General features: G+C 64.0%; 26 protein-coding genes. 13 read left to right on the forward strand and 13 right to left on the reverse strand.

The window, feature by feature from the left end:
• Window positions 1–32 precede the first annotated feature (32 nt).
• Window positions 33–986, forward strand: a complete 954-nt coding sequence (locus R2N16_RS11435) for a chemotaxis protein (protein ID WP_316665787.1) — start codon at window positions 33–35, stop codon at window positions 984–986.
• Between the two features lie 56 nt (window positions 987–1,042).
• Here R2N16_RS11435 and R2N16_RS11440 read toward each other — a convergent pair whose 3' ends face one another.
• Both R2N16_RS11440 and R2N16_RS11445 read right to left on the reverse strand, forming a co-directional pair.
• On the reverse strand, window positions 1,043–1,555 hold the full coding sequence (locus R2N16_RS11440) for a hypothetical protein (RefSeq protein ID WP_316665788.1): 513 nt from the start codon (window positions 1,553–1,555) through the stop codon (window positions 1,043–1,045).
• Between the two features lie 75 nt (window positions 1,556–1,630).
• Complete coding sequence (locus R2N16_RS11445; protein WP_316665789.1) at window positions 1,631–2,275, reverse strand: TetR/AcrR family transcriptional regulator; 645 nt, start codon at window positions 2,273–2,275, stop codon at window positions 1,631–1,633.
• A gap of 152 nt (window positions 2,276–2,427) precedes the next feature.
• On the opposite strand from R2N16_RS11445, the gene R2N16_RS11450 reads away from it, so the two are divergent.
• The 9 genes from R2N16_RS11450 to paaE all read left to right on the forward strand — a co-directional run bounded on the left by R2N16_RS11450 (window position 2,428) and on the right by paaE (window position 9,554).
• Window positions 2,428–2,859: a YybH family protein gene (locus R2N16_RS11450; protein WP_316665790.1), complete on the forward strand. Its 432-nt coding sequence runs from the start codon at window positions 2,428–2,430 to the stop codon at window positions 2,857–2,859.
• A gap of 74 nt (window positions 2,860–2,933) precedes the next feature.
• The gene (locus R2N16_RS11455; RefSeq protein ID WP_316665791.1) at window positions 2,934–3,365 is read left to right on the forward strand and encodes a VOC family protein; all 432 of its coding nucleotides are present in this window, start codon (window positions 2,934–2,936) and stop codon (window positions 3,363–3,365) included.
• A 236-nt stretch (window positions 3,366–3,601) separates the two neighbouring features.
• Complete coding sequence (locus R2N16_RS11460; protein ID WP_316665792.1) at window positions 3,602–4,129, forward strand: SRPBCC family protein; 528 nt, start codon at window positions 3,602–3,604, stop codon at window positions 4,127–4,129.
• A gap of 37 nt (window positions 4,130–4,166) precedes the next feature.
• Window positions 4,167–5,615, forward strand: a complete 1,449-nt coding sequence (locus R2N16_RS11465; RefSeq protein WP_316665793.1) for a DHA2 family efflux MFS transporter permease subunit — start codon at window positions 4,167–4,169, stop codon at window positions 5,613–5,615.
• A gap of 167 nt (window positions 5,616–5,782) precedes the next feature.
• Window positions 5,783–6,802 (forward strand): 1,2-phenylacetyl-CoA epoxidase subunit PaaA, encoded by a 1,020-nt coding sequence (gene paaA, locus R2N16_RS11470; RefSeq protein WP_316665794.1) that lies wholly within the window; start codon window positions 5,783–5,785, stop codon window positions 6,800–6,802.
• Between the two features lie 17 nt (window positions 6,803–6,819).
• Window positions 6,820–7,107, forward strand: a complete 288-nt coding sequence (gene paaB / locus R2N16_RS11475) for a 1,2-phenylacetyl-CoA epoxidase subunit PaaB (RefSeq protein ID WP_316665795.1) — start codon at window positions 6,820–6,822, stop codon at window positions 7,105–7,107.
• Between the two features lie 9 nt (window positions 7,108–7,116).
• A complete protein-coding gene (paaC, locus tag R2N16_RS11480; protein ID WP_316665796.1) occupies window positions 7,117–7,917 on the forward strand; it encodes a 1,2-phenylacetyl-CoA epoxidase subunit PaaC in 801 nt (266 codons plus the stop codon).
• Window positions 7,911–8,432 carry a 1,2-phenylacetyl-CoA epoxidase subunit PaaD gene (gene paaD / locus R2N16_RS11485; protein ID WP_428984115.1) on the forward strand — a complete coding sequence of 174 codons (522 nt, stop codon included), beginning with the start codon at window positions 7,911–7,913 and terminating at the stop codon, window positions 8,430–8,432. The genes paaC and paaD overlap by 7 nt, the downstream gene beginning before the upstream one ends.
• 21 nt (window positions 8,433–8,453) lie before the next feature.
• Entirely contained in the window at window positions 8,454–9,554 is a 1,101-nt protein-coding gene (gene paaE, locus R2N16_RS11490; protein WP_316665797.1) for a 1,2-phenylacetyl-CoA epoxidase subunit PaaE, read from the forward strand.
• A 3-nt stretch (window positions 9,555–9,557) separates the two neighbouring features.
• On the opposite strand, the gene R2N16_RS11495 is transcribed toward paaE, so the two are convergent.
• Both R2N16_RS11495 and pcaD read right to left on the reverse strand, forming a co-directional pair.
• Window positions 9,558–10,178: a TetR/AcrR family transcriptional regulator gene (locus tag R2N16_RS11495; RefSeq protein WP_316665798.1), complete on the reverse strand. Its 621-nt coding sequence runs from the start codon at window positions 10,176–10,178 to the stop codon at window positions 9,558–9,560.
• Between the two features lie 75 nt (window positions 10,179–10,253).
• On the reverse strand, window positions 10,254–11,069 hold the full coding sequence (gene pcaD / locus R2N16_RS11500; protein ID WP_316665939.1) for a 3-oxoadipate enol-lactonase: 816 nt from the start codon (window positions 11,067–11,069) through the stop codon (window positions 10,254–10,256).
• Window positions 11,070–11,180: 111 nt separating this feature from the next.
• Here pcaD and R2N16_RS11505 point away from each other — a divergent pair, with 111 nt between their 5' ends.
• Together R2N16_RS11505 and R2N16_RS11510 are read left to right on the forward strand one after the other, a co-directional pair.
• On the forward strand, window positions 11,181–12,131 hold the full coding sequence (locus tag R2N16_RS11505; RefSeq protein WP_316665799.1) for a LysR family transcriptional regulator: 951 nt from the start codon (window positions 11,181–11,183) through the stop codon (window positions 12,129–12,131).
• A gap of 128 nt (window positions 12,132–12,259) precedes the next feature.
• Entirely contained in the window at window positions 12,260–13,078 is an 819-nt protein-coding gene (locus R2N16_RS11510; protein ID WP_316665800.1) for a class I SAM-dependent methyltransferase, read from the forward strand.
• Window positions 13,079–13,195: 117 nt separating this feature from the next.
• On the opposite strand, the gene R2N16_RS11515 is transcribed toward R2N16_RS11510, so the two are convergent.
• The 4 genes from R2N16_RS11515 to R2N16_RS11530 all read right to left on the reverse strand — a co-directional run bounded on the left by R2N16_RS11515 (window position 13,196) and on the right by R2N16_RS11530 (window position 16,716).
• The gene (locus R2N16_RS11515) at window positions 13,196–14,323 is read right to left on the reverse strand and encodes an acyltransferase family protein (RefSeq protein WP_316665801.1); all 1,128 of its coding nucleotides are present in this window, start codon (window positions 14,321–14,323) and stop codon (window positions 13,196–13,198) included.
• Between the two features lie 89 nt (window positions 14,324–14,412).
• Complete coding sequence (locus tag R2N16_RS11520; RefSeq protein ID WP_316665802.1) at window positions 14,413–15,696, reverse strand: RNA polymerase sigma factor; 1,284 nt, start codon at window positions 15,694–15,696, stop codon at window positions 14,413–14,415.
• Window positions 15,697–15,707: 11 nt separating this feature from the next.
• Window positions 15,708–16,139 carry a YciI family protein gene (locus R2N16_RS11525; protein ID WP_045203354.1) on the reverse strand — a complete coding sequence of 144 codons (432 nt, stop codon included), beginning with the start codon at window positions 16,137–16,139 and terminating at the stop codon, window positions 15,708–15,710.
• Between the two features lie 190 nt (window positions 16,140–16,329).
• Window positions 16,330–16,716, reverse strand: coding sequence for a winged helix-turn-helix transcriptional regulator (locus tag R2N16_RS11530; protein ID WP_316665803.1), 387 nt, complete (start codon window positions 16,714–16,716; stop codon window positions 16,330–16,332).
• Between the two features lie 150 nt (window positions 16,717–16,866).
• Between R2N16_RS11530 and R2N16_RS11535 the strand changes: the two genes are divergently transcribed.
• Window positions 16,867–17,874, forward strand: coding sequence for a zinc-dependent alcohol dehydrogenase family protein (locus tag R2N16_RS11535; protein ID WP_316665804.1), 1,008 nt, complete (start codon window positions 16,867–16,869; stop codon window positions 17,872–17,874).
• Between the two features lie 64 nt (window positions 17,875–17,938).
• Here the strand turns inward: R2N16_RS11535 and R2N16_RS11540 are convergent, their stop codons facing one another.
• The 5 genes from R2N16_RS11540 to R2N16_RS11560 all read right to left on the reverse strand — a co-directional run bounded on the left by R2N16_RS11540 (window position 17,939) and on the right by R2N16_RS11560 (window position 23,063).
• Window positions 17,939–18,592, reverse strand: a complete 654-nt coding sequence (locus R2N16_RS11540; RefSeq protein ID WP_316665805.1) for a GntR family transcriptional regulator — start codon at window positions 18,590–18,592, stop codon at window positions 17,939–17,941.
• A gap of 227 nt (window positions 18,593–18,819) precedes the next feature.
• Window positions 18,820–20,028, reverse strand: a complete 1,209-nt coding sequence (locus R2N16_RS11545; RefSeq protein WP_316665806.1) for a porin — start codon at window positions 20,026–20,028, stop codon at window positions 18,820–18,822.
• 60 nt (window positions 20,029–20,088) lie between these two features.
• Window positions 20,089–21,441: a TRAP transporter large permease gene (locus R2N16_RS11550; RefSeq protein WP_252693655.1), complete on the reverse strand. Its 1,353-nt coding sequence runs from the start codon at window positions 21,439–21,441 to the stop codon at window positions 20,089–20,091.
• A gap of 6 nt (window positions 21,442–21,447) precedes the next feature.
• Window positions 21,448–21,927 carry a TRAP transporter small permease gene (locus R2N16_RS11555; protein WP_428984116.1) on the reverse strand — a complete coding sequence of 160 codons (480 nt, stop codon included), beginning with the start codon at window positions 21,925–21,927 and terminating at the stop codon, window positions 21,448–21,450.
• Between the two features lie 143 nt (window positions 21,928–22,070).
• The gene (locus tag R2N16_RS11560; RefSeq protein WP_316665809.1) at window positions 22,071–23,063 is read right to left on the reverse strand and encodes a TRAP transporter substrate-binding protein; all 993 of its coding nucleotides are present in this window, start codon (window positions 23,061–23,063) and stop codon (window positions 22,071–22,073) included.
• Window positions 23,064–23,096: the final 33 nt, after the last annotated feature.

Genomic DNA, 23,096 nt, shown 5'->3' on the forward strand with positions numbered 1-23,096 from the left:
ACATAACGTGTGCTTGAACGGGGGAAGACGCGATGTCACAGCATTCGCAGCACGAAGTCGATGAACGGACCAATCTGACGAACAACAACCGCTTTGAGCTGCTGCTGTTCCGCTTGGGAGAATCTGCGCGCTCCAATCAGCGCGAGATGTTCGGCATTAACGTGTTCAAGGTGCGCGAGATCATGGTCATGCCGCCTGTGACGCATGTGGCGGATGCCGGCGCCCATATCCTGGGTGCGGTCAATGTGCGCGGCCAGATCATTCCGGTGATCGACCTCGCCAGCGTGATCGGCACCAAGAACGGCAATGCCAACATCCTGCTGATTACCGAATACGCGCGCTCCACCCAAGGCTTTGCGGTGGAAGAAGTGGACGAGATCGTGCGCTTGGAATGGAGCCAGATCTTCCCGGCCGAGGCGAGCGTGGGCAGCAGCAATATCACCAGCCTGGCGCGCCTGGATGGCAACGCCGACAACTCGCGTCTGGCGCAGGTGATCGACGTCGAACAGATCCTGGTGGATGTGTTCCCAACCCGCCGCACCGATCTGGCGCCCGACAATGGCGAGCGTCCGATCAAGCTGCCGCCGGGTGCCAAGCTGCTGGTGGCGGATGATTCGGGCCTCGCGCGCTCGCTGATCGCCAACGGCCTGGAGGCGATGGGCACGCCCTACGTGATGACCAAGAGCGGCCAGGAAGCGTGGGATACGCTGCAGAACATCGCACGCGATGCCGCCCGCGAAGGCAAGACCGTGCGCGACAAGATTGCGCTGGTGCTGACCGATCTGGAGATGCCTGAGATGGACGGGTTTACGCTCACGCGCAAGATCAAGACCGAGCCGGCGTTCCAGTCGATTCCGGTGGTGATCCACTCGTCGCTGTCGGGCTCGGCCAACGAAGACCACGTGCGCCGCGTTGGCGCCAACGGCTACGTCGCCAAGTTCGAAGCCAACGAACTCGCGCAGGCCATCGCCTCTGCGCTGGGTTAAGCGCTGCGCTCATCATTGAGCCCCTGGCGGCGTGCAATGCGCCGCTGGGCTCAGTATTACTTCCGGCTGTGGTGGTCGCCGCCAAGCGGGTCGACGACGATCATGGTGCGATCGAGCACGCCGTTGTCGTCGAACAGGGCATTGAAGTGCGCCTGCTGATACCCGAGGACGTACATCCGGTATGACCACGCCTCTCGCTTCATCAGCGGGTAGTACTGCGTCGGCTCGCGCGGCATGCCAAAGCGTTCGGCCACATCACGCTTGGTCCAGACGCCGGGCCGGGCTTCGTAGATTTCCTTTTCAGTCAGCATCTGCCGGAAGTTGGTGAGCTTGCCGCTGGCGTCAAAGTCGGCGGCATAGACTTCGTGCCCCATCGGCTGCTTGGAATAGATCCAGCGGTGCGTGCCGTTTGCCAGCGGGTAAGTCTCGGTGGGCGCGCCAAAGGTCTCGCGCACGGCACTTTCGGGCTGGCCGATCATCTTTTGCGCCGTCTGGACTGGTGCGAGCGATGCGCACGCGCTCAGCACGAGCGCGGCGGCACTGATCCATCTGCCTGGTCGCATCTGCATGGTGGTTCTCCTGAATGGCTTGTCCTGATGGTAAACACTTCAGGCGCGAGCAATATTCCATCGGTCCGCAAGTATCTACAGGCCGTTCTCCACCATTTCGACCACACGCAATGCAATGGCGCCAGTTTGCTCGGGCGGACGCCTGCGCAATGGCCCATCGATGATGAGCAGGGCCAGCCCATGCACCGCCGACCATGCGAGGTATTCGGCGCCCGGACGGCGTTCGGCCGGTAGTACGCCGGCGGCGGTCATGCGGTCCAGTGCCAGGCCCAGCAACTGGAACGGGTTCAGGCCGCTATTGCCGGCTTTGGCGGGGTCCGCATCGTTTTCCACTTCATCGGGCACTGCAAAGGCTGTGCGGAAGAGGCCGGTCTCCATCTGCGCAAACCGCAGATAACCCACGCCGATGGCGCGCAGCGACGCACGTGCGCGCGCATCGTCGGGCCACGTCGGGTCGATGGCATCCAACTCAGCTTCCATGGCGCGCGCCAACGCGGCCAATGCCTCGGCCCGCACGCCTTGCAGCAGGTCCTGTCGCCCCGCAAAGTGCCGGTATGCGGCATTCGGCACCACGCCAGCGCGGCGTGTGGCTTCGCGCAGCACGATGGCCTCGGGGCCGCCGGCGCGCGCCAGTTCAATGCCGGCATCGAGCAGCGCACGCCGCAAGTCGCCATGGCGATATGTGGTGCGTACGGGTGGTCGAGGCGGTTCCTGGGTCATGCGATGCATCTCCGCAAGTTCTATGTGGACGCCGTCCATTATGTCTGCTATCTTTTGTGGACAGTGTTCACAATTCAACCCTAGGCGCTGTTGCGCGAATTTCCAAGCCCTGATTCCAAGCCCTGATTGGCGCAGATTCTTTGGAGGCCAACATGACGATTGCCACAACTGCAGCGGACGATGAAGCGCAACTGCGCACGTTGATCGACGAATGGGCTGCCGCCGTCCGCGCCAAGGACATCGATGCCGTCATGCGCCATTACGCGCCCGATGTGGTGGTGTTCGATGTGATGCCGCCGCTGTTTGTCAAAGGTGTCGACGCATACCGCCGCAACTGGCAGGGCTGGTTCGATGCGCTGGAAGGGCAGGCCGATTTTCAGTTCGCCGAGCTGCACCTTGAGGTGGGTGGCGAACTGGCCTATTGCTTTAGCGTGAATCGCCTGCGCGCGCGCTATCGCGACGGTACCAGGCACGATGCGCAGACGCGCGCCACCGTGTGCTTTCGCAAGCGCGATGGCCATTGGCAAGTCGTGCACGAGCATGCCTCGGTGCCGATGCCGGTGCCTGAACCGGCGTGTGCCTGAGCGAGGTTTTTCCCCGACCGCGTGGAGCAGTGCGCGGCTTTTGCAGTCCCCCAAGTCCACCCCAAGGAGTTGTGATGCAAGTTCAACCGTACCTGTTCTTCGAAGGCCGTTGTGAAGAAGCACTGGAGTTCTACAAGAAGACGCTGGGCGCCAAGGTCGATGTGGTGATGCACTACAAGGATGCGCCCAAGGACGCCCAGCCCACCGCCGAGCAATGTGGCGGTATGGCGCCCCCGCTTGACAAGGTGATGCACGCCGCCTTCCGAGTTGGGGAAACCCAGATCCTGGCATCCGACGGCATGGCCGCTGGCAAGACCGATTTCAAGGGGTTCGGGTTGTCTGTGAGCGTGCAAGACAACGCCACTGCCGAACGCACATTCCAGTCGCTCGGCGAGGGCGGCCACGTCACGATGCCGATGTCCGAAACGTTTTTCGCCAACGCGTTCGGCATGGTGACCGACCGCTTTGGCATCACGTGGATGGTGATCGCACCCAAGCCGATGTAAGTGCAGTGCGTGTGTGAAAACGGCCGCCGAGCGGTGGCCGTTCTACGCAAAATCGTAGGCCCCTGCCTGGGCGCAGGGCGGTGGTCCGGTGCTAGACTGCCCGGTCACCGGGGCCTTACCAATATCAACGAAATCCCCCCGTGGGTGACGCCCGGCTGTGCTGGCCGCGACCCTTTGCACGGCCTGCGCAAAGGCGTGCATTCACCCGCTGCCCCCATTTTGTCGGAGCGCACTCCATGCTGAAGGTCATTGCGATCGTCATCGTCGTCGCGATTGTTGCTGTGCTGGGTTTTGCTGCCACGCGTCCGGACACCTTCCGCGTGCAGCGCGAAATCGACATCAAGACGCCGCCTGAAAAGGTGTTCGCCCTGATCGACGATTTCCACCAATGGACGGCTTGGTCTCCGTGGGAAAAGCGTGACCCGGCGATGCGGCGCACCTATGCCGGCCCCGCCAGTGGCAATGGCGCGAACTATGCGTGGGATGGCTCGCGGGAGGTTGGGGCGGGGCGCATGGAGATCGTCGATTCAACGTCGCCCAGCCGCATCCAGATTCAGTTGGATTTCCTGAAACCCTTCGAAGCGCACAACACGGCGGAATTCACGCTGAAGCCTGCGGGTGACGTGACTCACGTGACCTGGGCCATGTACGGCCCGAGCCCATTCGTCTCCAAGGTGATGGGCCTGTTCTTCAGTATGGACGCGATGATCGGCAAGGATTTTGAAGCGGGTCTTGCCAACCTCAAATCGGCTGCGGAATCTTGAGCGACGTTCAGGCGCAGCAAATCATAGGAGTGGTTCCATGACGCATGGCATCGAAGAACGCAAGCGCTGGCTTGCCCTCATCGTGCTCTGCCTGGGCGTGCTGATGATCGTGCTGGATACGACCATCGTGAATGTGGCACTGCCGTCCATCCAGGCTGACTTGGCTTTTACCGAAACCTCGCTCGTGTGGGTCGTCAACGCCTACATGCTGACCTTCGGCGGCTGCCTGTTGCTGGGTGGCCGGCTGGGGGACCTCTTCGGACATCGCAAGCTGTTCCTGCTGGGGCTGACGCTGTTTACGCTGGCTTCGGCCGCATGCGGGCTGGCGAACTCGCAGGGGCTGCTGATCGCGGCGCGCGCCGTGCAAGGGCTGGGCGGGGCAGTAGTGTCGGCGGTGTCGCTGTCGCTCATCATGAACCTGTTCACTTCGCCGGCGGATCGCGCCAAGGCGATGGGCATTTACGGCTTTGTATGTGCGGGCGGCGGCAGCATCGGCGTATTGCTCGGCGGCTTGCTGACGAGCACGCTGAGCTGGCACTGGATCTTTCTGGTCAACCTGCCGATTGGCGTGGCGGTGTATGCCGCGTGCGTGGCGTTGTTGCCTGCGGGCAAACCGCTGGCCGATCGCACGAAGCTGGACGTGGCGGGAGCGATTGCCGTGACCGCATCGCTGATGCTGGCGGTGTACGCCGTCGTGCACGGCAACGAAGCCGGTTGGACGTCCACGCAAACGCTCTCGCAGCTGGGCATTGCCATTGCCCTGATGATCGCGTTCCTGACCGTCGAATCGCGCGTGTCGCATCCGTTGATGCCGCTGCATATGTTCGCGCTGCGCAACGTGGCCACGGCCAACGTGGTGGGCGTGTTGTGGGCGGCTGCGATGTTCGCGTGGTTTTTCATCTCGGCGCTGTATATGCAGCGCGTGCTCGACTACGGCGCCATGCAGGTGGGACTGGCCTTTCTGCCGGCCAACATCATCATGGCGGTGTTCTCGCTGGGCTTGTCGGCCAAGCTGGTGATGCGCTTTGGCATTCGCGTGCCGCTGTCAGTGGGTTTGCTGGTGGCAGGCGTTGGGCTGGCGCTGTTTGCGCGCGCGCCGGCCGGCGGCAGCTTTGTGCTGGACGTGCTGCCCGGCATGCTGTTGCTGGGCCTGGGTGCCGGTGTGGCATTCAACCCGGTGCTGCTGGCCGCCATGAGCGATGTGGCGCCGGATGAATCGGGCCTGGCGTCGGGCGTGGTCAACACGTCGTTCATGATGGGCGGTGCGTTGGGCCTGGCCATCCTGGCAAGTCTGGCCGCCGCGCGCACGGAAGGTCTGGCCGCGGCAGGCGCCGATGCCACAACCGCGCTCAATGGCGGTTACCACCTCGCGTTCCTGCTGGGCGCGGTCGCAGCCCTGCTCGGGTCGGTGCTGGCGGGGGTGTTTGTGCGCACTCGCGCGCACGCAGCGGCGCACGGCGAGGCATCGTCGGCAGCGCCCATCTAAGTCGGCGACGAAGAGAGCGAAGAAAGAGGGCGCACCGCATGTCTCAAGCAAGGCATGCGGTGAAACCCGTGATTGACCGACCGGTCGGACGGTTTATAATCGATCTGTCCAGAACACGGTGCGCATGACGTGCCGTGCACATGCCGCGAAAGCGGCCGGAGGATCGCATGTACACCCAAAGCCTCGACCAGCCCGGTGGCCTGCCTACGGAGCAGGAGCTGGCGGCCGCCTCGCTCGGCGAAGCCGATTTGCAGGCGCGCTTTGATGCGCGCATTGGCGCCGACCACAAGATCGAGCCGCAAGACTGGATGCCCGCGCCATACCGCAAGACGCTGCTGCGGCAGATTTCACAGCACGCGCATTCCGAGGTGGTGGGCATGCTGCCCGAGGGCAACTGGATCAGCCGCGCGCCGTCGCTCAAGCGCAAGGCTATCCTCCTGGCCAAGGTGCAGGACGAAGCGGGCCACGGCCTCTATCTCTATTCCGCCGCTGAAACGCTCGGCAGCTCGCGCGACGAGATGATCGACGCGCTGCATGAAGGGCGTGCGAAGTATTCGTCGATCTTCAACTACCCGACGCTCTCCTGGGCAGACGTGGGCGTGATCGGCTGGTTGGTCGATGGCGCGGCGATCATGAATCAGGTGCCGCTGTGCCGATGCTCGTATGGCCCGTATGCGCGCGCCATGATCCGCATCTGCAAGGAGGAGTCGTTTCACCAGCGTCAGGGCTATGAATCGTTGCTGACGATGATGGGCGGCACGCAGGCACAGCGCGATATGGTGCAGGAGGCCGTCAACCGCTGGTGGTTTCCGGTGCTGATGATGTTCGGTCCACCCGATACCGCATCGCCCAACAGCGCGCAGACCATGGCCTGGGGCATCAAGCGCATCTCCAATGACGATCTGCGCCAGCGTTTTGTGGATGCCACCGTCGAGCAGGCGCGCGTGCTGGGCGTGACGCTGCCCGACCCCGGCCTCACGTGGAACGAGGCGCGCGGCCACTACGATTTCTCGCCGCTCGACTGGTCCGAATTCAAGCGCGTGCTCGACGGCCACGGCCCATGCAACCGCGAGCGTCTTGCCACCCGCAAGCGCGCACACGAAGAAGGCGAATGGGTGCGCGAAGCCGCGCTCGCCTACGCACGCAAGCAGGCCGAACGCGCCGCCGTCAACCAACAAGCCGCCTGAAATGGAAGGAGCCCGCCATGCCTCAACATGAATGGCCGCTATGGGAAGTGTTCATCCGCAGCAAGCAGGGTCTGGAGCACAAGCATTGCGGCAGCCTGCACGCGGTGGATGCCAAGCAGGCGCTGCAGATGGCACGCGATGTGTACACGCGCCGTCAGGAAGGCGTTTCGATCTGGGTGGTGCCTTCCGCTGCCATCACCGCCAGCGAACCGGATGACAAGCCCATGTTGTTCGACCCGATGGCCGACAAGATCTATCGGCACCCGACGTTCTATCGGCTGCCCGATGAAGTCAACCACATGTGAGTCGCGGTGATGACTTCCGACGCGCATCTGCAATACATCCTTCGTCTGGCCGACAATGCGCTCATCCTCGGCCAGCGCAACGCTGAATGGACTGGCCACGGCCCCGTGCTGGAAGAAGACATCGCGCTGTCCAACCTGAGCCTTGACCTGATCGGCCAGGCGCGGCTGCTCTACACGCACGCGGGGCAGATCGAAGGCACGCTCACCGGTACGCCGCGCACGGAGGACGACTACGCCTACTGGCGCGCCGAGCCCGCTTTCCGCAACTACACGCTGCTCGAGCTGCCGCATGCGGGGCCATTGGTCGCGACATCGGCAGCCGCGCGCGACTACGCCGTCACCATCGTCCGCCACTTCCTGTACGCCGCCTTGATGGTGCCGCTGTGGGAAGCGTTGACGCGTTCGATCGATACCGAACTGGCCGCGATTGCCGCCAAGTCGCTGAAGGAGGTGCGTTACCACCTCGCTCATACGCGCGACTGGCTTGTGCGCTTCGGTGACGGCACCGAAGCGTCGCATGCGCGTGCCCAGGCCGCGCTCGATTGGTTGATGCCGTACACCAACGAATACTTTGCCGCGGACGACGTTGAAGCGGCCGTGGCCGAGGCCGGCATTGGCGTGCGCGCGGCAGACCTGCGCAGCGCATGGGACGCCACGGTGCGTGACGCACTTGACGAGGCCACCCTGCGCTGGCCGGAACCCGGTCCCTTTGTCAGCACAGGCAAGCACGGCGTGCATTCCGAGCATATGGGCTATCTGCTGGCCGAGATGCAGGGGCTGGCGCGTCAGTTTCCGGGGGCATCGTGGTAAGCGAGCGGTTGAACCGCGCCCGTATTGCGCTGGAGGCCGTGACCGATCCGGAGATCCCGGTGGTCACGATTGCCGAACTGGGCATCCTGCGCGATGTGGAACTCGACGAGGCCGGCACCCTGGTGGCAACGATCACGCCAACATACTCCGGCTGCCCGGCAATGGAACAGATTGCCGATGACGTGAGCCGCGCGTTGCGGGCGGCGGACGTGGGTGTGTATCGCGTGCGCTCGGTGCTGTCGCCGGCATGGACGACGGATTGGATCACCGCCGAAGGGCGCCGCAAGCTGCGAGACTTTGGCATTGCACCGCCGGCGCACATGGCGGAAGCGGGTGGCGCTCGCCCCATTCACCCCATTCGTCTAACGCGTCCTGCGCAGGCCGAGCACATCGCCTGCCCGCAATGCGGATCGCACGATACGGTGCTCATCTCTGCCTTCGGGTCGACAGCTTGCAAAGCGTTGTACCGCTGCCGCGCGTGCCGCGAGCCGTTCGACTACTTCAAGCCCTACTAAACGCCACTGAGCACGACCGTCATGACTCCGCAATTCCACCCTTTGCGCGTTGCCGAAGTGCGCGGCGAGACGGCCGATACGATTTCTGTGCGCTTCGACGTGCCGAACGATCTGCGCGATGCGTACCGCTTTACGCAAGGCCAGTTCCTGACGCTGCGCGTGCCGTCGGGTCAACTTCCCGGACAGGAAGAACTGCGGCGCTCGTATTCCATTTGCTGTGCCGTGCAGGACTACGACGCGCACGGAGAGTTGCGTGTGGCGGTCAAGCGTGTCGATGCCGGTGTCTTCTCCAACCACCTGCATGACCGCATCCGCGTGGGCCAGACGCTTGATGTGCTACCGCCCGATGGCCGCTTCTACGTGCCGCTGGCAGCCGAAAGCGCGCGCCACTACGTCGCCTTTGCAGCCGGCAGCGGTATCACGCCCATCCTGTCGCTCATCAAGACGACGCTGGCAGCCGAGCCGCAGAGCCGCTTCACGCTGGTCTACGGTAACCGCAGCGTCGACAGCATCATCTTTGGCGAAGCACTCGAAGATTTGAAAGACCGCTACCTCGATCGCTTCGCGCTGTATCACGTGTTGTCGCGCCAGGCGCAGGAGATCGCGTTGTTCAACGGGCGGCTCGATGGTCCGAAGGCGCATGCTTTTTTGGATGCGCTGATCCCGCCCGACGATATTGATGCCGCGTTCATCTGTGGCCCGTCGACGATGATCGATGCTGTGGAAGCTGCGCTGCTTGCGCGCGGTGTGCCGCGCGAGCGCGTGCATGCGGAGCGCTTTGGCGTGCCGGTGGGCGATGCGTCAGCAGCGGCCAAGCCGCGCAGGCACGCCGCCGTGGCGGGCGACGTGGCACTGACTGTCGTGCTCGACGGCAAATCGCACGAGGTGCCGATGGCGGGCGAAGCCAAGGTGCTCGACAGTGCGTTGAGGGCGGGGCTGGATCTGCCCTATGCGTGCAAGGGCGGCGTGTGCTGCACGTGCCGGGCCAAGGTGCTGGAAGGCCGTGTGGAGATGGAGAAGAACTTCACGCTGGAAGACTGGGAAATCCAGCAGGGGTTTGTGTTGACCTGCCAGGCACGGCCGCTCACGCAGCGCGTGGTGGTCAGCTACGACGAGCGTTGAACGTCAACCCTTTCGACCATCCGGGCTGCCCAGCCCGTTCTCCAGCATGTCGATCACCATCTCCGCATAGCCTTCATACGAAAGCGGCCCGTCGGGTTTGAGCCAAGTGAATGTCCAGTTCATCATGCCGAACAGCATCATCGTGATGGGCGTGCGGTTGGCTTCGTCCACCTTGTCGGGGTAAGCCGCGCCAAGCTGCCGACCCACCGCGGCCACCACGTCCCGCTCGCGCGCGAGCACGATGTCGCGCTGTTCCGGCGCCAGGTATTTCACATCGTTGAGCAAGGCCACATGCCGTGTGCGTGAAGTGGCGTATTCGGCCAAAAACGTGCGGATCAGCAGATGCAGCGTGGCGCGCGCCGAAAGCCTGGCGTGGCGCGCGTCGCTCTCGGCGCGTTCAACCAGATCGGCCAGCCGGCGCGTGTAGCGGTCGAGCAGGTCGAACAGGATAGCTTCCTTGCCTTCGTAGTAGTGATACAGGCGCGATTTGGAGCCGCCGCACGCAGCGGCAAGCTGATTCATCGACACGCTCGGGTAGCTGTCTGCCGCAAAGGCTTCGGCGGCGGTGTCGAGCACACTTTCGCGGCGCAACTCGAATTCGTCTTCGTTCTTGACGCGGGACATGGCTGGCGGCACATCGGTTGGATGGCCGCCATGTTAACCGGCGGGGTTGCCGCGTGTCGATGCCGCATGGGGCCATCAAGCGGTTTCGTGCACGGCGAGGAAATCCAGCACAGCTTCAAGGAACGCGTCCGGCAGCTCCACGTTGGCAAGGTGCACGGTGTCCAGCATGCGCAGCTGTGCGCCCGGAATGGCTGCGGCCATTTCCTCACCATGGCGGGCAGACGTCACGGTGTCGTGCCGGCCGGCAATGACGAGCGTCGGATGCATGATCAGCGTGATCGTGCGGCGCAGGTCGGCATCGCGCACCGCCGTCCAACCGCCGATGATGCCCTCGCGCGGTGTTGCCAGCAGCGTGCGGCGGAAGGGTTCTACGGCAGGGTCGTTTGTCTCCAGCATGCGTGCCGGAAACCAGTTGCGCAGGAACGTTTCGGTCGTGGCCTGCATGTCGGGCGCTTGCTGAAGCTCTGCAATGGCCTGATCGAAATACGCGGTCGGGCCGATGTGCGCGGCGGTGTTGGAGAGCACCAGCCGGTTGATGCGTTCGGGCACATGAATCGCCAGCCACTGCGCCACGATGCCACCGAGCGACAGCCCCAGCATATGCACGCGCCGGATGCCCAGCGCATCCAGCAGCTCCACCACGTCACGCCCGAGGCGGTCCATCGAATAGGCGCCAGAGGGGGCATCCGAAGCGCCGTGGCCGCGCGCGTCGTAGCGCAGCACATGAAAGTGCTCGGCCAGGCGTGGCACGGTCACGTCCCACATGTGCAGGTCGGTGCCGATGGAATTCGACAGCAGCAGGACGGGCTTGTCCGCCGAGCCGTCAAAGCGATAAGCGATGCGCGTGCCGTCACCGGTGGTGATGAAGGCGAGGTCGTTGCGGGTAGTCATCATGAGCTCCTGAGAAAGACGGTTGAAACGATTGGGATGTCGTCATCCTAGAAGCCGAGGTGTTTCATGGATACTATGAAGTTTTGACGGACTTTGTAGGTTTTGCCGACAATGCAGAACTTCACGCTTCACGAGCTTCAGTGTTTCGATGCGGTGGTGACCAGCGGCAGCTTTCAGGCGGCGGCCGATCGGCTGCATCGCTCGCACCCCTCCGTGTTTGCGGCGGTCGCCAAGCTGGAAGGGCAGTTGGGTTTGAGCCTGCTCGACCGTAGCGGCTATCGCGTTCGCTTGACGGAAGCGGGGCAATCGTTTCACCGCAAGATGCAGTCCTTGTTGCGTGAGAGCGATGAACTGCGAACCCACGCAAAGCAGTTGGCGATGGGCGAGGAAGCCGATCTGCGCGTGGTGCTGGGTGACCTGTGCCCGCTGCAGCCCGTGCTGGCGTTGCTCAGCGAATTCTTCAGCCAGTGTCCGCAGACGCGGTTGCAATTGCAGTTCGAAGCCGTCACCGGACCGTGGGAGCGCTTGCTGGACGATGACACCGACCTGATCGTCCACCGCGTGCCCAAAGGCGACATGCGCATGGAGTGGATCGACCTGGGCAAGATCGCCATGGTGCCGGTGGTGGCGCCGGGCTTTCTACCGTTTCCCGTTACCTCGACGATGACGCCGCAACAGATGCAGCGCTTCATGCAGTGCGTCATCAACGATTCCGCGCGGAATCCGCCGGAGCAATCCCACTACGTCATTGAAGGCGCGCCGCAGTGCGCCGTGCCTGATCAACTGATGAAGAAAGAGTTGATCGTCCACGGCATGGCGTGGGGGCATCTGCCGCGTTTTCTGATCGATGCAGAACTGCGCGAAGGGACACTGCTGTCGATTGCGGGGCGGCATTTTCCCGGCATGGTGCAGGAACTGGCGGTGGCACGCCGGCGGGATCAGCCGCATGGGCCGGTTGCCAATCGGCTGTGGGACTTTCTCGGCGACCACGCACCGGTGCTCAAGCCGGCGTTGGGCCGCATGCCCCGTCTGGCGGGGGCGGCCATCCGAAGGCGGGCGTAGTCCGCGCCTTGTCGACACTCCATGCCTGGGCAGGCGTGCCATCTAGTCGACTTGGCGGAGTGCCCGCGGCGCGGTTCCGGACTATAACCATGCATGCCCAACCCTTCTTCGGGCAAAGGTGGTGAACGATGGACGCGCATAGCACCGATCAGGTCTTCTCCGGCTCCATTCCCGAGCTGTATGACACGCTGCTGGTTCCCTTGATCTTCGCGCCCTATGCGGTGGACATGGCCGCGCGGGCGGCGGCCTGTCAGCCGCAGCGCGTGCTGGAGGTCGCGGCTGGTACCGGAGCGGTAACGCGCGCACTGGCGCGTGCACTGCCGGCAACCTCGGAGATTGTCGCGACCGACCTGAACCCGCCGATGCTCGATCGCGCGGCCGCCGTGGGCACATGCCGGCCCGTGACATGGCAACAGGCCGATGCCCAGCAACTTCCGTTTGCCGACGGCAGTTTCGATTTGGTGATTTGCCAGTTTGGCGCGATGTTCTTCCCTGATCGGCCCAAGGCCTTTGCCGAAGCGCGACGTGTGTTGACGCCGGGCGGCAAGCTGCTCTTCAGCGTGTGGGGCCGGATTGAAGACAATGACTTTGCGAATGTGGTGACGAACGCGCTGGCGAAACGCTTTCCTGAGAAGCCGCCGATGTTTCTGGCGCGTACGCCGCATGGCCATTACGATCCGGCGCCGATTCAAGCCGACGCCCGCGCAGGCGGCTTCACTGCGGCGTTTACGTGCGACGTTGTCACGGCACGCAGCCGGGCAGACACGGCGCGCGTGGTGGCCGTCGCCTACTGCCAGGGCACACCGGTGCGCGGCGAGCTGGAGGCCCTGGGCCCCGACGCACTCACCGACGCCACCGATGTGTGCACCGATGCATTGGCCGCGCGCTTCGGCGCGGGCCCCGTCGACGGAAAGATCCAGGCGCTGATGTTCAGCGTGACAGCGTGAGGAGCAGTAGCGGCTGGCGGTATCCGCATCGCGTCATGCGTGCCACAGGCGGTGGATAGGCGCCGAGCGAAAGCACTGCCGCCAGCGTATTCCTGCTGCCTGCGGGTTTTGCGCTGCTCAGGACTTTTGTTGACCCAGCCGCGTATGCGAGGCGTGCCGACGGTTGCGCATCCAATCGACGGCGCGACGGCCCAGGGCGATCGATGGTCGCTCGACATAGCGATGCAGCATCACAGCCAGCACCAGCGTGAGCGCAAGGTTGACGGAAAACAGCATCAATTGCGTGCAGATCCATTCCGGCGCGAGCCTGCCCACCAGGCGGTGCGTGGCTTCAATCACGCTCGGGTGCACAAGGTATAGCGCATACGACAACTCACCCAGCCAGACGCCGGTGCGCGGCACGCGAAGCTCGCCGCAGTGCTCCATGGCCACCATGCCGATCAACAACGCGCCCGCGGGCAGCCCGCGCGCGAGCAGATCGAACTTGGGAACCGGACCAACGACCGACATCACGAACGTCGCCACGCCAACCGCCATCAGTACACGCGCAAAGGCGGGTGTCAGACGATGCCGATGCGCCGCATACAGCCACGCCAGCCCCGCGCCCAACAGGAATTCCAGCACCAGCGGGCTGGCTGCCATGGCCTGCAGCGGTGTGGCCCAGACGTACAACGCTTCGGGGCTGCGCTGCACGACACCGCTGTGCCAGAACGGCACAATGATCGTCATTGTGAACAGCGCCAGTGCTACCAGCGCCAGCGCGCGCCGGCCGAACAGCGCCAGCCCCACCGCGCACAGCGCATAGAAGAACACCTCGTAGTTGAGCGACCAGCCGACATACAAGGCCGGATATCCGAAGTACGGCGCATCCACATTGGCCTGCGGCACAAACGCGAGCGAAGTGAGCAGTACGCCCGCCGAGACAGGATTGAGCCAGGTGGAATGCAGCACCGACATCAGCCAGTAAGGCGGCGCCAGGCGGAACGCCCGCTTGACGAGAAACTCTCCGGCCGGCTCAGGCCCCCTGGGGCCAAGAATGGCGACCCACGCAATGATGAAGCCGCTGATGACGAAGAACACATCCACACCGACATGCCCACGCTTGATCACATGCGTGGTCAGCCACGCAAGGGCAGGGATGTCGGCATGAGCCAGAGCGAGCCCCGAGTGGAACACCACTACATACAGCGCGGCGAAGCCCCGCAGTGCCTGGATACCCAGGAGGGAAGACGAAGAACGGTTCACGCAGGATGGACGACCGCAGCGCAATCAAGGTTCCGCCGCCGTCTCGTTATCGACAATTCGCCTTGCCTAGCAAGTGGCGTGCCGCGTGACTATTCTCCGGCAGCGCATTTGGCTGCGCGCTCCAGCAACAGCGCGCGCTCCTGCCGATTGTGCGCGAGCGCCGCTGCACGTTCGTACTCCACACGGGCTTCTTCGATGCGGTTGAGGCGCGCAAGAAAATCGGCGCGCACGCTGGGCAACAGGTGATAGCTGCGCAGCGCCGGTTCGGCCAGCAGCGTATCGACAATCTCGAGCCCCGCTTGCGGGCCATACGCCATCGCCACAGCCACGGCACGGTTCAGCTCGACGACGGGCGAGGGCGTGAGCTGCGCCAGCGCGTCGTACAGCGCGGCAATACGCACCCAGTCGGTTTGCTCGGCGGTGCGTGCGCTTGCATGGCATGCCGCGATGGCCGCCTGCAGCCCATAGGGGCCCAGGCCGCGCCCGCGCGCTTCAGCCTGTGCCAACGCCGCAAAGCCGCGCTGGATGAGCAGGGAGTCCCAACGGCTGCGGTCCTGGTCCATCAGCAGGATAGGGCGTCCGCCGGGGCCCACGCGTGCACGCAGGCGCGAGGCCTGCAGTTCCATCAGGGCGAGCAGACCATGCACCTCCGGCTCGCCCGGCATGAGCCCGGCGAGGATGCGCCCCAGGCGCTGCGCTTCTTCGCATAGCGTGGGGCGCGTCCAGTCGTCACCGGCGGTGGCGGCATAGCCTTCGTTGAAGACGAGATAGATCACCTGCAGCACGGCTGAAAGCCGCTCGGGCAACGCATCCGGCTCGGGCAGCTCGAACGGCACGCGCGCCGCGGAAAGCGTCTTCTTCGCGCGCACGATGCGCTGCGCCACCGTCGGCTCCGGCACCAGAAAGGCGCGGGCGATCTCGTCCGTAGTCAGCCCGCCGAGCAGCCGCAGCGTCAACGCGACGCGGCCCTCGTGCGGCAACACCGGGTGGCACGAGATGAAGACCAGCCGCAGCAGATCGTCGCCGATGGCCTCGTCGCGCGCTGTTTCAGCATCGGCCTGGGCAAGCTCTTGTTCGATCTCCAGCTCGATGGCCAGTCGCGCGTGTTTTTGCTCCGCCAGCGTGTGATGGCGCAGGCGGTCGATGGCGCGGTGCTTGGCGGTGGCCGTGAGCCACGCTGCCGGGTTGTCGGGGATGCCCGATGCGGGCCATTGCTCCAGTGCCGCGACCAGCGCATCCTGCGCCAGGTCTTCCGCCAGGCCCACGTCGCGCAGCAGGCGGGCAAGGCCGGCAATGATCCTGGCCGACTCGATGCGCCACACCGCGTCGATGGTGCGGTGGATGGCGAGCGCATCCTGCGTCGAATCGGCCATGACGGCGCCGCTTACTGCTGCTTGGCTGCCAGTTCAGCGCGCAGGCGCTCTTCACGCTCACGGGCTTCGGGTGTGAACTCCGCACCAAAATCTTCCGCCTCAAACACGCGGCGGATTTCCAGGCGCACATTGCCGCCGGCATCCAGTGCGGGCCAGCGCTTGACCCACTCCAGTGCTTCTTCTTCCGACTTGACCTGCAGCATGGTGTAGCCGGCGATCAGTTCCTTGGCTTCGGCAAACGGGCCATCGATCACCGTCGGCTTGCCATTCTTGAATTCCACGCGTGCGCCGCGCGAGCTGGGGTGCAGCCCTTCGCCGCCCAGCAGCACGCCCGCCTTGGCCAGGTCTTCCATGTACTTGCCCATGGCGGTGAGCAGCTCTTCGCTGGGCATCACCGAGGCTTCAGTGTCTTTGTCGGCCAGTCGCAGGATCATGAATCGCATGGTGTTTCTCCTTGGGTTCGGTTGGGTGAGAGGCTTTGCAAGATGTGTGCGCCTCTACTTGCACGTCGAATGAAGAACTAGGAAATCGACACGCTCCGACTCTCAAAGTGTAACCAGGTGTAACTGCGAGGTGGCGGCGGCAAGGCCGGCCGTTTGACGGCCTCATTTTTTTCGAAGCCCTTGCGCTCCTTCAACGCGCCATGGCTTCGTCACGCGCGCATTCCGGAGCTTCGGCCGGCTCGCGGGACATCTCGCTCACGCGATAGGACTCGCCCCATTCGCGCAGGCTGATGAGTACCGGCGCGAGCGATTCGCCAAGCGGGGTGAGCGCATATTCGACCTTGGGTGGCACCTGCGGATAGACGTGCCGCGCGATGACGCCGTCTGCCTCAAGTTCGCGCAATTGCAACGTCAGCATGCGCTGCGTGGCATTCGGAATCAGGCGCGTCAGTTCCATGAAGCGCTTCTTTCCCGGCAGCAGGTGGAACAGGATCACGGGCTTCCAGACGCCGCCGATCACGGAAAGCGTCACTTCGACTGCGCAGCCGCTCTTGCCGTCCTGACGTTTCAGACGCATGGTTTTATACCTACAAAATTGATAGTACTGGTGAAAATTGTACGTTCTTGCGAGTAAAGAGGTACGCCGTGACAATGCCTGCAATGCGGCCTCGCTGCAAGTTTTGCAGAGCTGCCCTTTCGCAACCCGTTGACTAAGGATGTCGTGCTCATGAAAGCCATTACCCTGCGCCAGCCCGCTGGCCTGGACAAACTTCATTTCGTCGATCTACCAGACCCCGGCCAGCCGGGCGCCGGAGAAATCCGCGTGCGCGTGCATGCCAGCTCGTTGAACTTTCACGACTTGGGTGTTGTGACCGGCCGGATGCCCAGCGCCGACGGCCGCATCCCGATGTCCGATGGCGCCGGCGTGGTGGAGGCGATTGGCGAAGGCGTGGACGAGTTTGCCGTGGGCGATTCGGTCGTGTCGACGTTCTTCCCGACATGGCTGGATGGCGGCCCGACCATCGCCGACTTTTCGACCGTGCCCGGCGACGGTGTGGACGGCTATGCACGGGAATACGTCGTTCGCCCGGCGCATTGGTTCACGCATGCACCGAGCGGCTACAGCCATGCCGAAGCCGCAACGCTGACGACGGCGGGGCTCACCGCATGGCGGGCGCTGGTGGTCGACGCGCGCCTGAAGGCGGGGGACACCGTGCTGGTGCTCGGGACAGGCGGCGTATCGATCTTTGCGCTGCAATTTGCCAAGAGCATGGGCGCAACCGTGATCGCAACCTCATCCTCCGACGAGAAGCTGGCGCGGGCGCAGGCACTCGGCGCCGATTGCACGATCAACTACCGGCGCGACACCGACTGGGCGGCCAAGGTGCTCGACTACACGAATGGCCGCGGTGTCGACCACGTGATTGAAGTGGGCGGGCCCGACACGCTGGGCCAATCCATCCAGGCGTGCCGCACCGGCGGGCACATCGCCCTGATCGGGGTGCTGACCGGTGTTGCCGGCCCGGTACCGACGGTTGAGCTGATGCGGCGCCACCAGACCTTGCAGGGTTTGATTGTCGGCAGCCGAAACCACCAGCGCGACATGGTGCGCGCCCTCGACGCAACCGGCATCAAGCCGGTGATCGATCGGACTTTCGCGCTGGAAGACATTGCCGATGCGTTTGCGCATCAGGCGGCGGGCAAGCACTTCGGCAAGCTGTGCCTGTCGATTTGAGTTGCGCGGGGCGGCGCAAGGCACCGTCGGCTGCTGCGGTACCGCCCCGGCGTGAAGTTCGCTCTTACACCGTGAAGTATTCGGGCCGCAGCCGGCGCGTGATTTCCAGCACCGGCAGCACGTGATCCAGGTGTTCGCGCATGGCGCGCACGGCGCGTTTCGGGTTGTTGGAAGCGAGGGCGTCGATCACGGCACGGTGCTCGGCCAGCACCTCGGTCATGCGCCCCTCCAGCGGGAGGGTCAGCAGCCGGTAGCGGTCGATCTGCGTTTTGACTTCCAGGATGATCTGCCAGACGCCGGGGTAGCCCGATAGCTCGGCCAGCGTGGCGTGAAAGGCTTCGTCGGTGCGGAAGAAGCCGCGCCGGTTGCTCTCGCGCACGCATTGCGCCTGCCGCTCCAGCACGACGTTGAGCTTGTGGATGCCTTCCGGCGTCATGCGCTCGGCGGCCTTTTCGATGATGGCGACTTCCAGCGCGCCGCGCACGAGCATGGCTTCTTCCAGCGTATTGAGCGGAATGCGCGATACGAACGTCCCGACGCGTGCCTGGACGTCGATCAGCCCTTCCTCGGCCAGCCGCTGGACGGCCTCGTGAACGGGGGTGCGGCTGGTACCGAATTCTTCTGCGAGATCCTTCTCGACGATGCGCGTTCCAGGCAGCAGTTCCATCTCGACAATCCGCTCGCGCAGGCTCCGATACACGCGTCGGGCGGCGGTCATGGTGGCCTCGTCCTCAGGAGGCGAGGGGAAAGGGCGCGAAGTCATACAGCTCGCAACGAGTTCGGGTGGTAGTGGAAGGGATCGCAACGGCGCAGCCTGAGATTGTCGATGCGGTCAGAGACCAAGGACAGCGCGGGCACCATGATAGCGGCAAACTCCGCGCACTTGAACAGAGGTGAACCCGGGCGCGGCGTCCAAGCGAAAGCCGTGCCCGGTGCTCACACCGGTCAGAAGCGGTGAATCATGCCGACAGCCACGGCCAGTTGCGACCCGGTTGCCGACGGTGCGCCGTTCTGACCATCGCCGATGGACGCCGTGGCATCGATGATGCTGCCCGTGGGCGAGATCGTCTTACCCTTTGCTTTCTGATAGGCCTCCAGCACGTACAGGCCCGTGCGCTTGGAGAGGCTGTAGTACTGCGACAGGTTGAACTGATGGTACGTAGCCGCATCGGCAATGCCGTTGGCCTTGGTGGCACGCGTGTACGAATAGCCGGCTGCCAGGTCAAGCGTCGGGGTGGCCTTGTAGTGCAGGACGGCGCCGCCGGTATTGAAGATCGCCTGGCTGGCGAACTTGGAGTTCACGCCCGGGATGTACTGCACGTTGGAGTACGACACCGACACGTCCCATGCCGGCGAGAACGTGTACGAACCCAGCACGGCAAAGCGCTGTTGCGCAGCCGCGAGTTGGTAGCCGGCATTGATGGCGGACACGGCAGGTTCGCTGCCGCCGTTGGACAGCGACGAGTTCGCGCCCCACGCACCGCCACCCACCGTCGAGTTGTTCACGCGCATGAAGCCCGCGCCCACGCCGACCGGGCCATTGGCATAACGCGCGGCAAAACTCCAGGTGGAACCGTTGCCGGCGCTGCCCGGCGTTTCGCCCAAGCCGTAGGAGCCGCTGAACGTCACGCCGCCCAGCGTCGGCGAGGTGTAGACCACGGAATTGTTGACGCGGTAGTTGGTGTCGAGCGAGTCGATATCGCCCGGGTGCGCGCCGTAGAAGCCCGTCAGCCAGTTGATCGGGCTGTACGGGGCGAGGATCGAGAAGTATGCCGTGTACTGACGACCCAGCGTGACGGTGCCCAGGTCGCGGTTGGCGAGACCCACGAAGGCCTGACGATTGAACATCAACCCCGAGACCGATTGCGAGCCCGTGTCGCCGTTAAAGCCTTCCTCGAGCACGAACTGCGCGCTGTTGCCGCCGCCCAGGTCTTCGTTGCCCTTGAAGCCGAAGCGGCTGCCCGACCAGATGCCGCTGTTCTGCTTGACGACCGAATGGCCGTTCGACGTGGAGCCGACCGAGGTCTGGTTGCTCTGATACCCGATCGACACGTCGATGTTGCCGTACAGCGTGACGCTGCTCTGCGCGTACGCCGATCCGGCGATGCCCCCCGCGAGCGCGATCGCTGCCGCGATTGCTATTTGGCTTTTCATGATGACTCCTTCCTTGATGTCGCAGCCGTGGCTGCATGTTGGTTATTGGTTGGGGCGGCCTCAGTACACGGGGTGCCCGTTGATCACGCTGGGCAGCCAGGTCGAGAAGAACGGCATGTAGGTCACCACGTTGATGGCGGTGAAGATGGCGAGGTAGTAAGGCCAGGCGATCTTTGTGGTCTCGCCGATGGAGACCTCGCCGATGGCGCAGCCGACAAACTGCACCGAGCCGATGGGCGGATGCACCAGACCCAGCGAGCAGTTGAGCAGCAGCATGATCCCGAACTGCACCGGGCCGACGCCGCAATGCATGGCCATGGGCAGGAACAGCGGCGTGGTGATCAGGATGTGCGCCGCCATGTCGACGAACGTCCCAAGGAACACCTGCAGGATGTTGATGTAGAGCAGCATCAGCCACGGTGCCGCGCTGGTCTGCGTGAGCATCTGCTCGATGGCATCCGGAATCTCCAGGTAGGCCATCTGGAAGCGCAGCATGTTCGACACGGCAATCAGCAGCAGCACCACGCCCGTGGTCTTGGCGGCGTGGGCCAGCGCGCGGCGGAACTTGGTCCACGTCATGGAACGATAGACGAGCACCGTCAGGCACAGCGAATACGCGACCGCGATGGCGGCGGCTTCGGTGGCGGTGGCAATGCCCATGGCCACGCACACCAGGATCAGCGCGATCACCATCAGGCCCGGTACCGCACCAACAAAGGCGCGTGCCACGGCAAACCAGCCGGGGAAGGGCGGCAGCTCCGTCGAGCCATCGGCGCGGCGCGGAAAGCCGTAGCGCTTGGCCTGCCAGTAGGCGGCGATCAGCACGAAACCCATCACCCACAGCACCGGCAGCAGTCCGGAGAACAGCAGGTCGCCGATCGACACGCCGCTCACCTGCTGCCCGTTGAGCGAGCCCACGATGCCCTGCGCCGCAAAGGCGTAGATGATCATATTGGTGGAGGTCGGCATGAGCGCGCCGGCAAGCGAGGCATGCGTGGTCACGTTCACGGCGTAGGCCGCGCTGTAGCCTTCGCGCTTCATCAGCGGAATCACCACGCCGCCCATGGCCGACGTGTCAGCGGTGGGCGAGCCTGAGACCCCGCCGAACAGCGTGCAAGCCACCACGTTGGCCATGCCCAGGCCACCGCGGAAGTGCCCCACCAGGGATTGCGCGAAGCGCAGGATGCGGTCTGCGATGCCGCCGTGCAGCATCAATTCGCCGGACAGAATGAAGAACGGCACGGCCAGGAACGAAAACGCGTTCATGCCCGAGATCATCGACTGCATGGCGGTGGCCGCTGGCAGACCCTCGTGCAGATACGTCAGCACGCACGACAGGCCGAGCGCGAACGAAACCGGTACGCCCAGCAGAAGAAACGCCAGAAAACTGACGGAGAGAATGGCGAGATCCATGGTGACTTAACTTGCGTCTTGCGCGAACAGCCCGATCAGGCGTTCGAGAGCGAATAGGGCGATGGCGACACTGGCCACGATGGGAATCCAATAGCGAACGGCTTCGGGCAGACCGAGGATGGGGATGCGGTCACCGAACGTGGTTTCGGCCATGTCGAAGCAGCCGACGAAGATCACCACTGCAAAGGCGATCAGGCACAGCTTCTGCAGCACATGCGCGGCGCGCTTGCCGCCTGCGGGCAGGCGTTCAACAAAGGAATCCAGGCCGATATGGCCGCCTTCGCGCACCTTGAGCGCGGCCCCGAACATGGCAATGGCTACAACCATGAGCAGGGCGATGGGTTCAACAAAATCGGGCGCGTTGTTGAAGACGTAGCGCATGACCACGCCGTAGAAGACAAGCACGGTCAGCGTGGCCAGGCATGACGCCGCCACAAGCGTGAGCACGAGCGCAAACGCATCGTTGATGCGCTTGAGTAAAGACATCGATTGCATGCTGAACCTGGAGGGGAACGCGGTATCGGAGGTGGGCAGGCGGGGCCGGTGTACCAACGACGTACATCGGCAGCCTGCCCGGCGCAGGGCCTGCGGGAAAGGCGCGGGCCCTGCGCTTGAGCGGTGATGCAGGCTTACTTGGTGGCCACGATCGCGTTGACGATGTCCTTCATCTGCGGCGTGGTCTCGTACTTTGTCCAGATCGGCTGCATGGCCTTGACGAAGGCGGCGCGGTCAACCTGCGAAGCCGGCACGATGGTGGCGTTGCCCTTGGTTACGGTTGCCGTGGCGGCCTGCTCGCGTGCGGTCCAGAGCTTGACGTAGTACGGCACGGAATCGGCAGCCGCCTTGCGGATGGCGGCTTGCTCCTGCGGCGTGAGCGTGTCCCAGATCTTCTTGGAGAACACCAGCACTTCCGGCGTCATTGCGTGCTGCGTTTCGGAGTAGATCTGCGCAACTTCAAAGTGCTTGGTTTCTTCATACGACGGGATGTTGTTTTCCGCCGCATCCACCAAGCCCGTCTTCAGGCCCGTGTAGACCTCGCTGAAAGGCATCGGCGTGGGCGTGCCGCCCATGGCCTTGATCTCGTCGACCATCAGGTCCGACGGCTGCACACGGATCTTCACGCCCTTCATGTCGGCCGGCGTGTGGATTGCCTTCTTGGCGTAGATCGAGCGGGCGCCGCTCTCGTAAAACGTGAGTGCGACGAAGCCCTTGGCGGCAAACGAATCGAGGATCTTCTGGCCGACGGGGCCGTACATCACCTTGCGGAAGTGCTCGATATCGCGGAACAGGAAGGGCAGCGAAGGGATGACCGATTCCGGAACGATCTCATTAAAGGCCGCGCCGTTGGCACGCACCATGTCGATCGCCCCGATGCGCACCTGGTCGATGGTGTCTTTCTCGGAACCCAGCGCGCTGTTGCCGAACACCTTGACGGAGTCCTTACCGTCGGTGGCCTTTTTGATTTCCTCCCCCATGAACTTGACGGCCATGTTGGTGGGGTAGGTGTCGCCGTGCACGTCGGCAACACGGAAGGTGCGCGCTTGCGCTGCGCCGCTTGCAAAGGCGGCCAGCAGGGCGGCGAGCAGCAGGGAGGTACGAACGATTGCGGCAGGGCGTCTCATGATGGATGTATTGGCTGCAGGGTCGGAATAAAA

The organism is Ralstonia psammae (genome assembly GCF_958405935.1).
GTDB lineage: Bacteria > Pseudomonadota > Gammaproteobacteria > Burkholderiales > Burkholderiaceae > Ralstonia > Ralstonia psammae.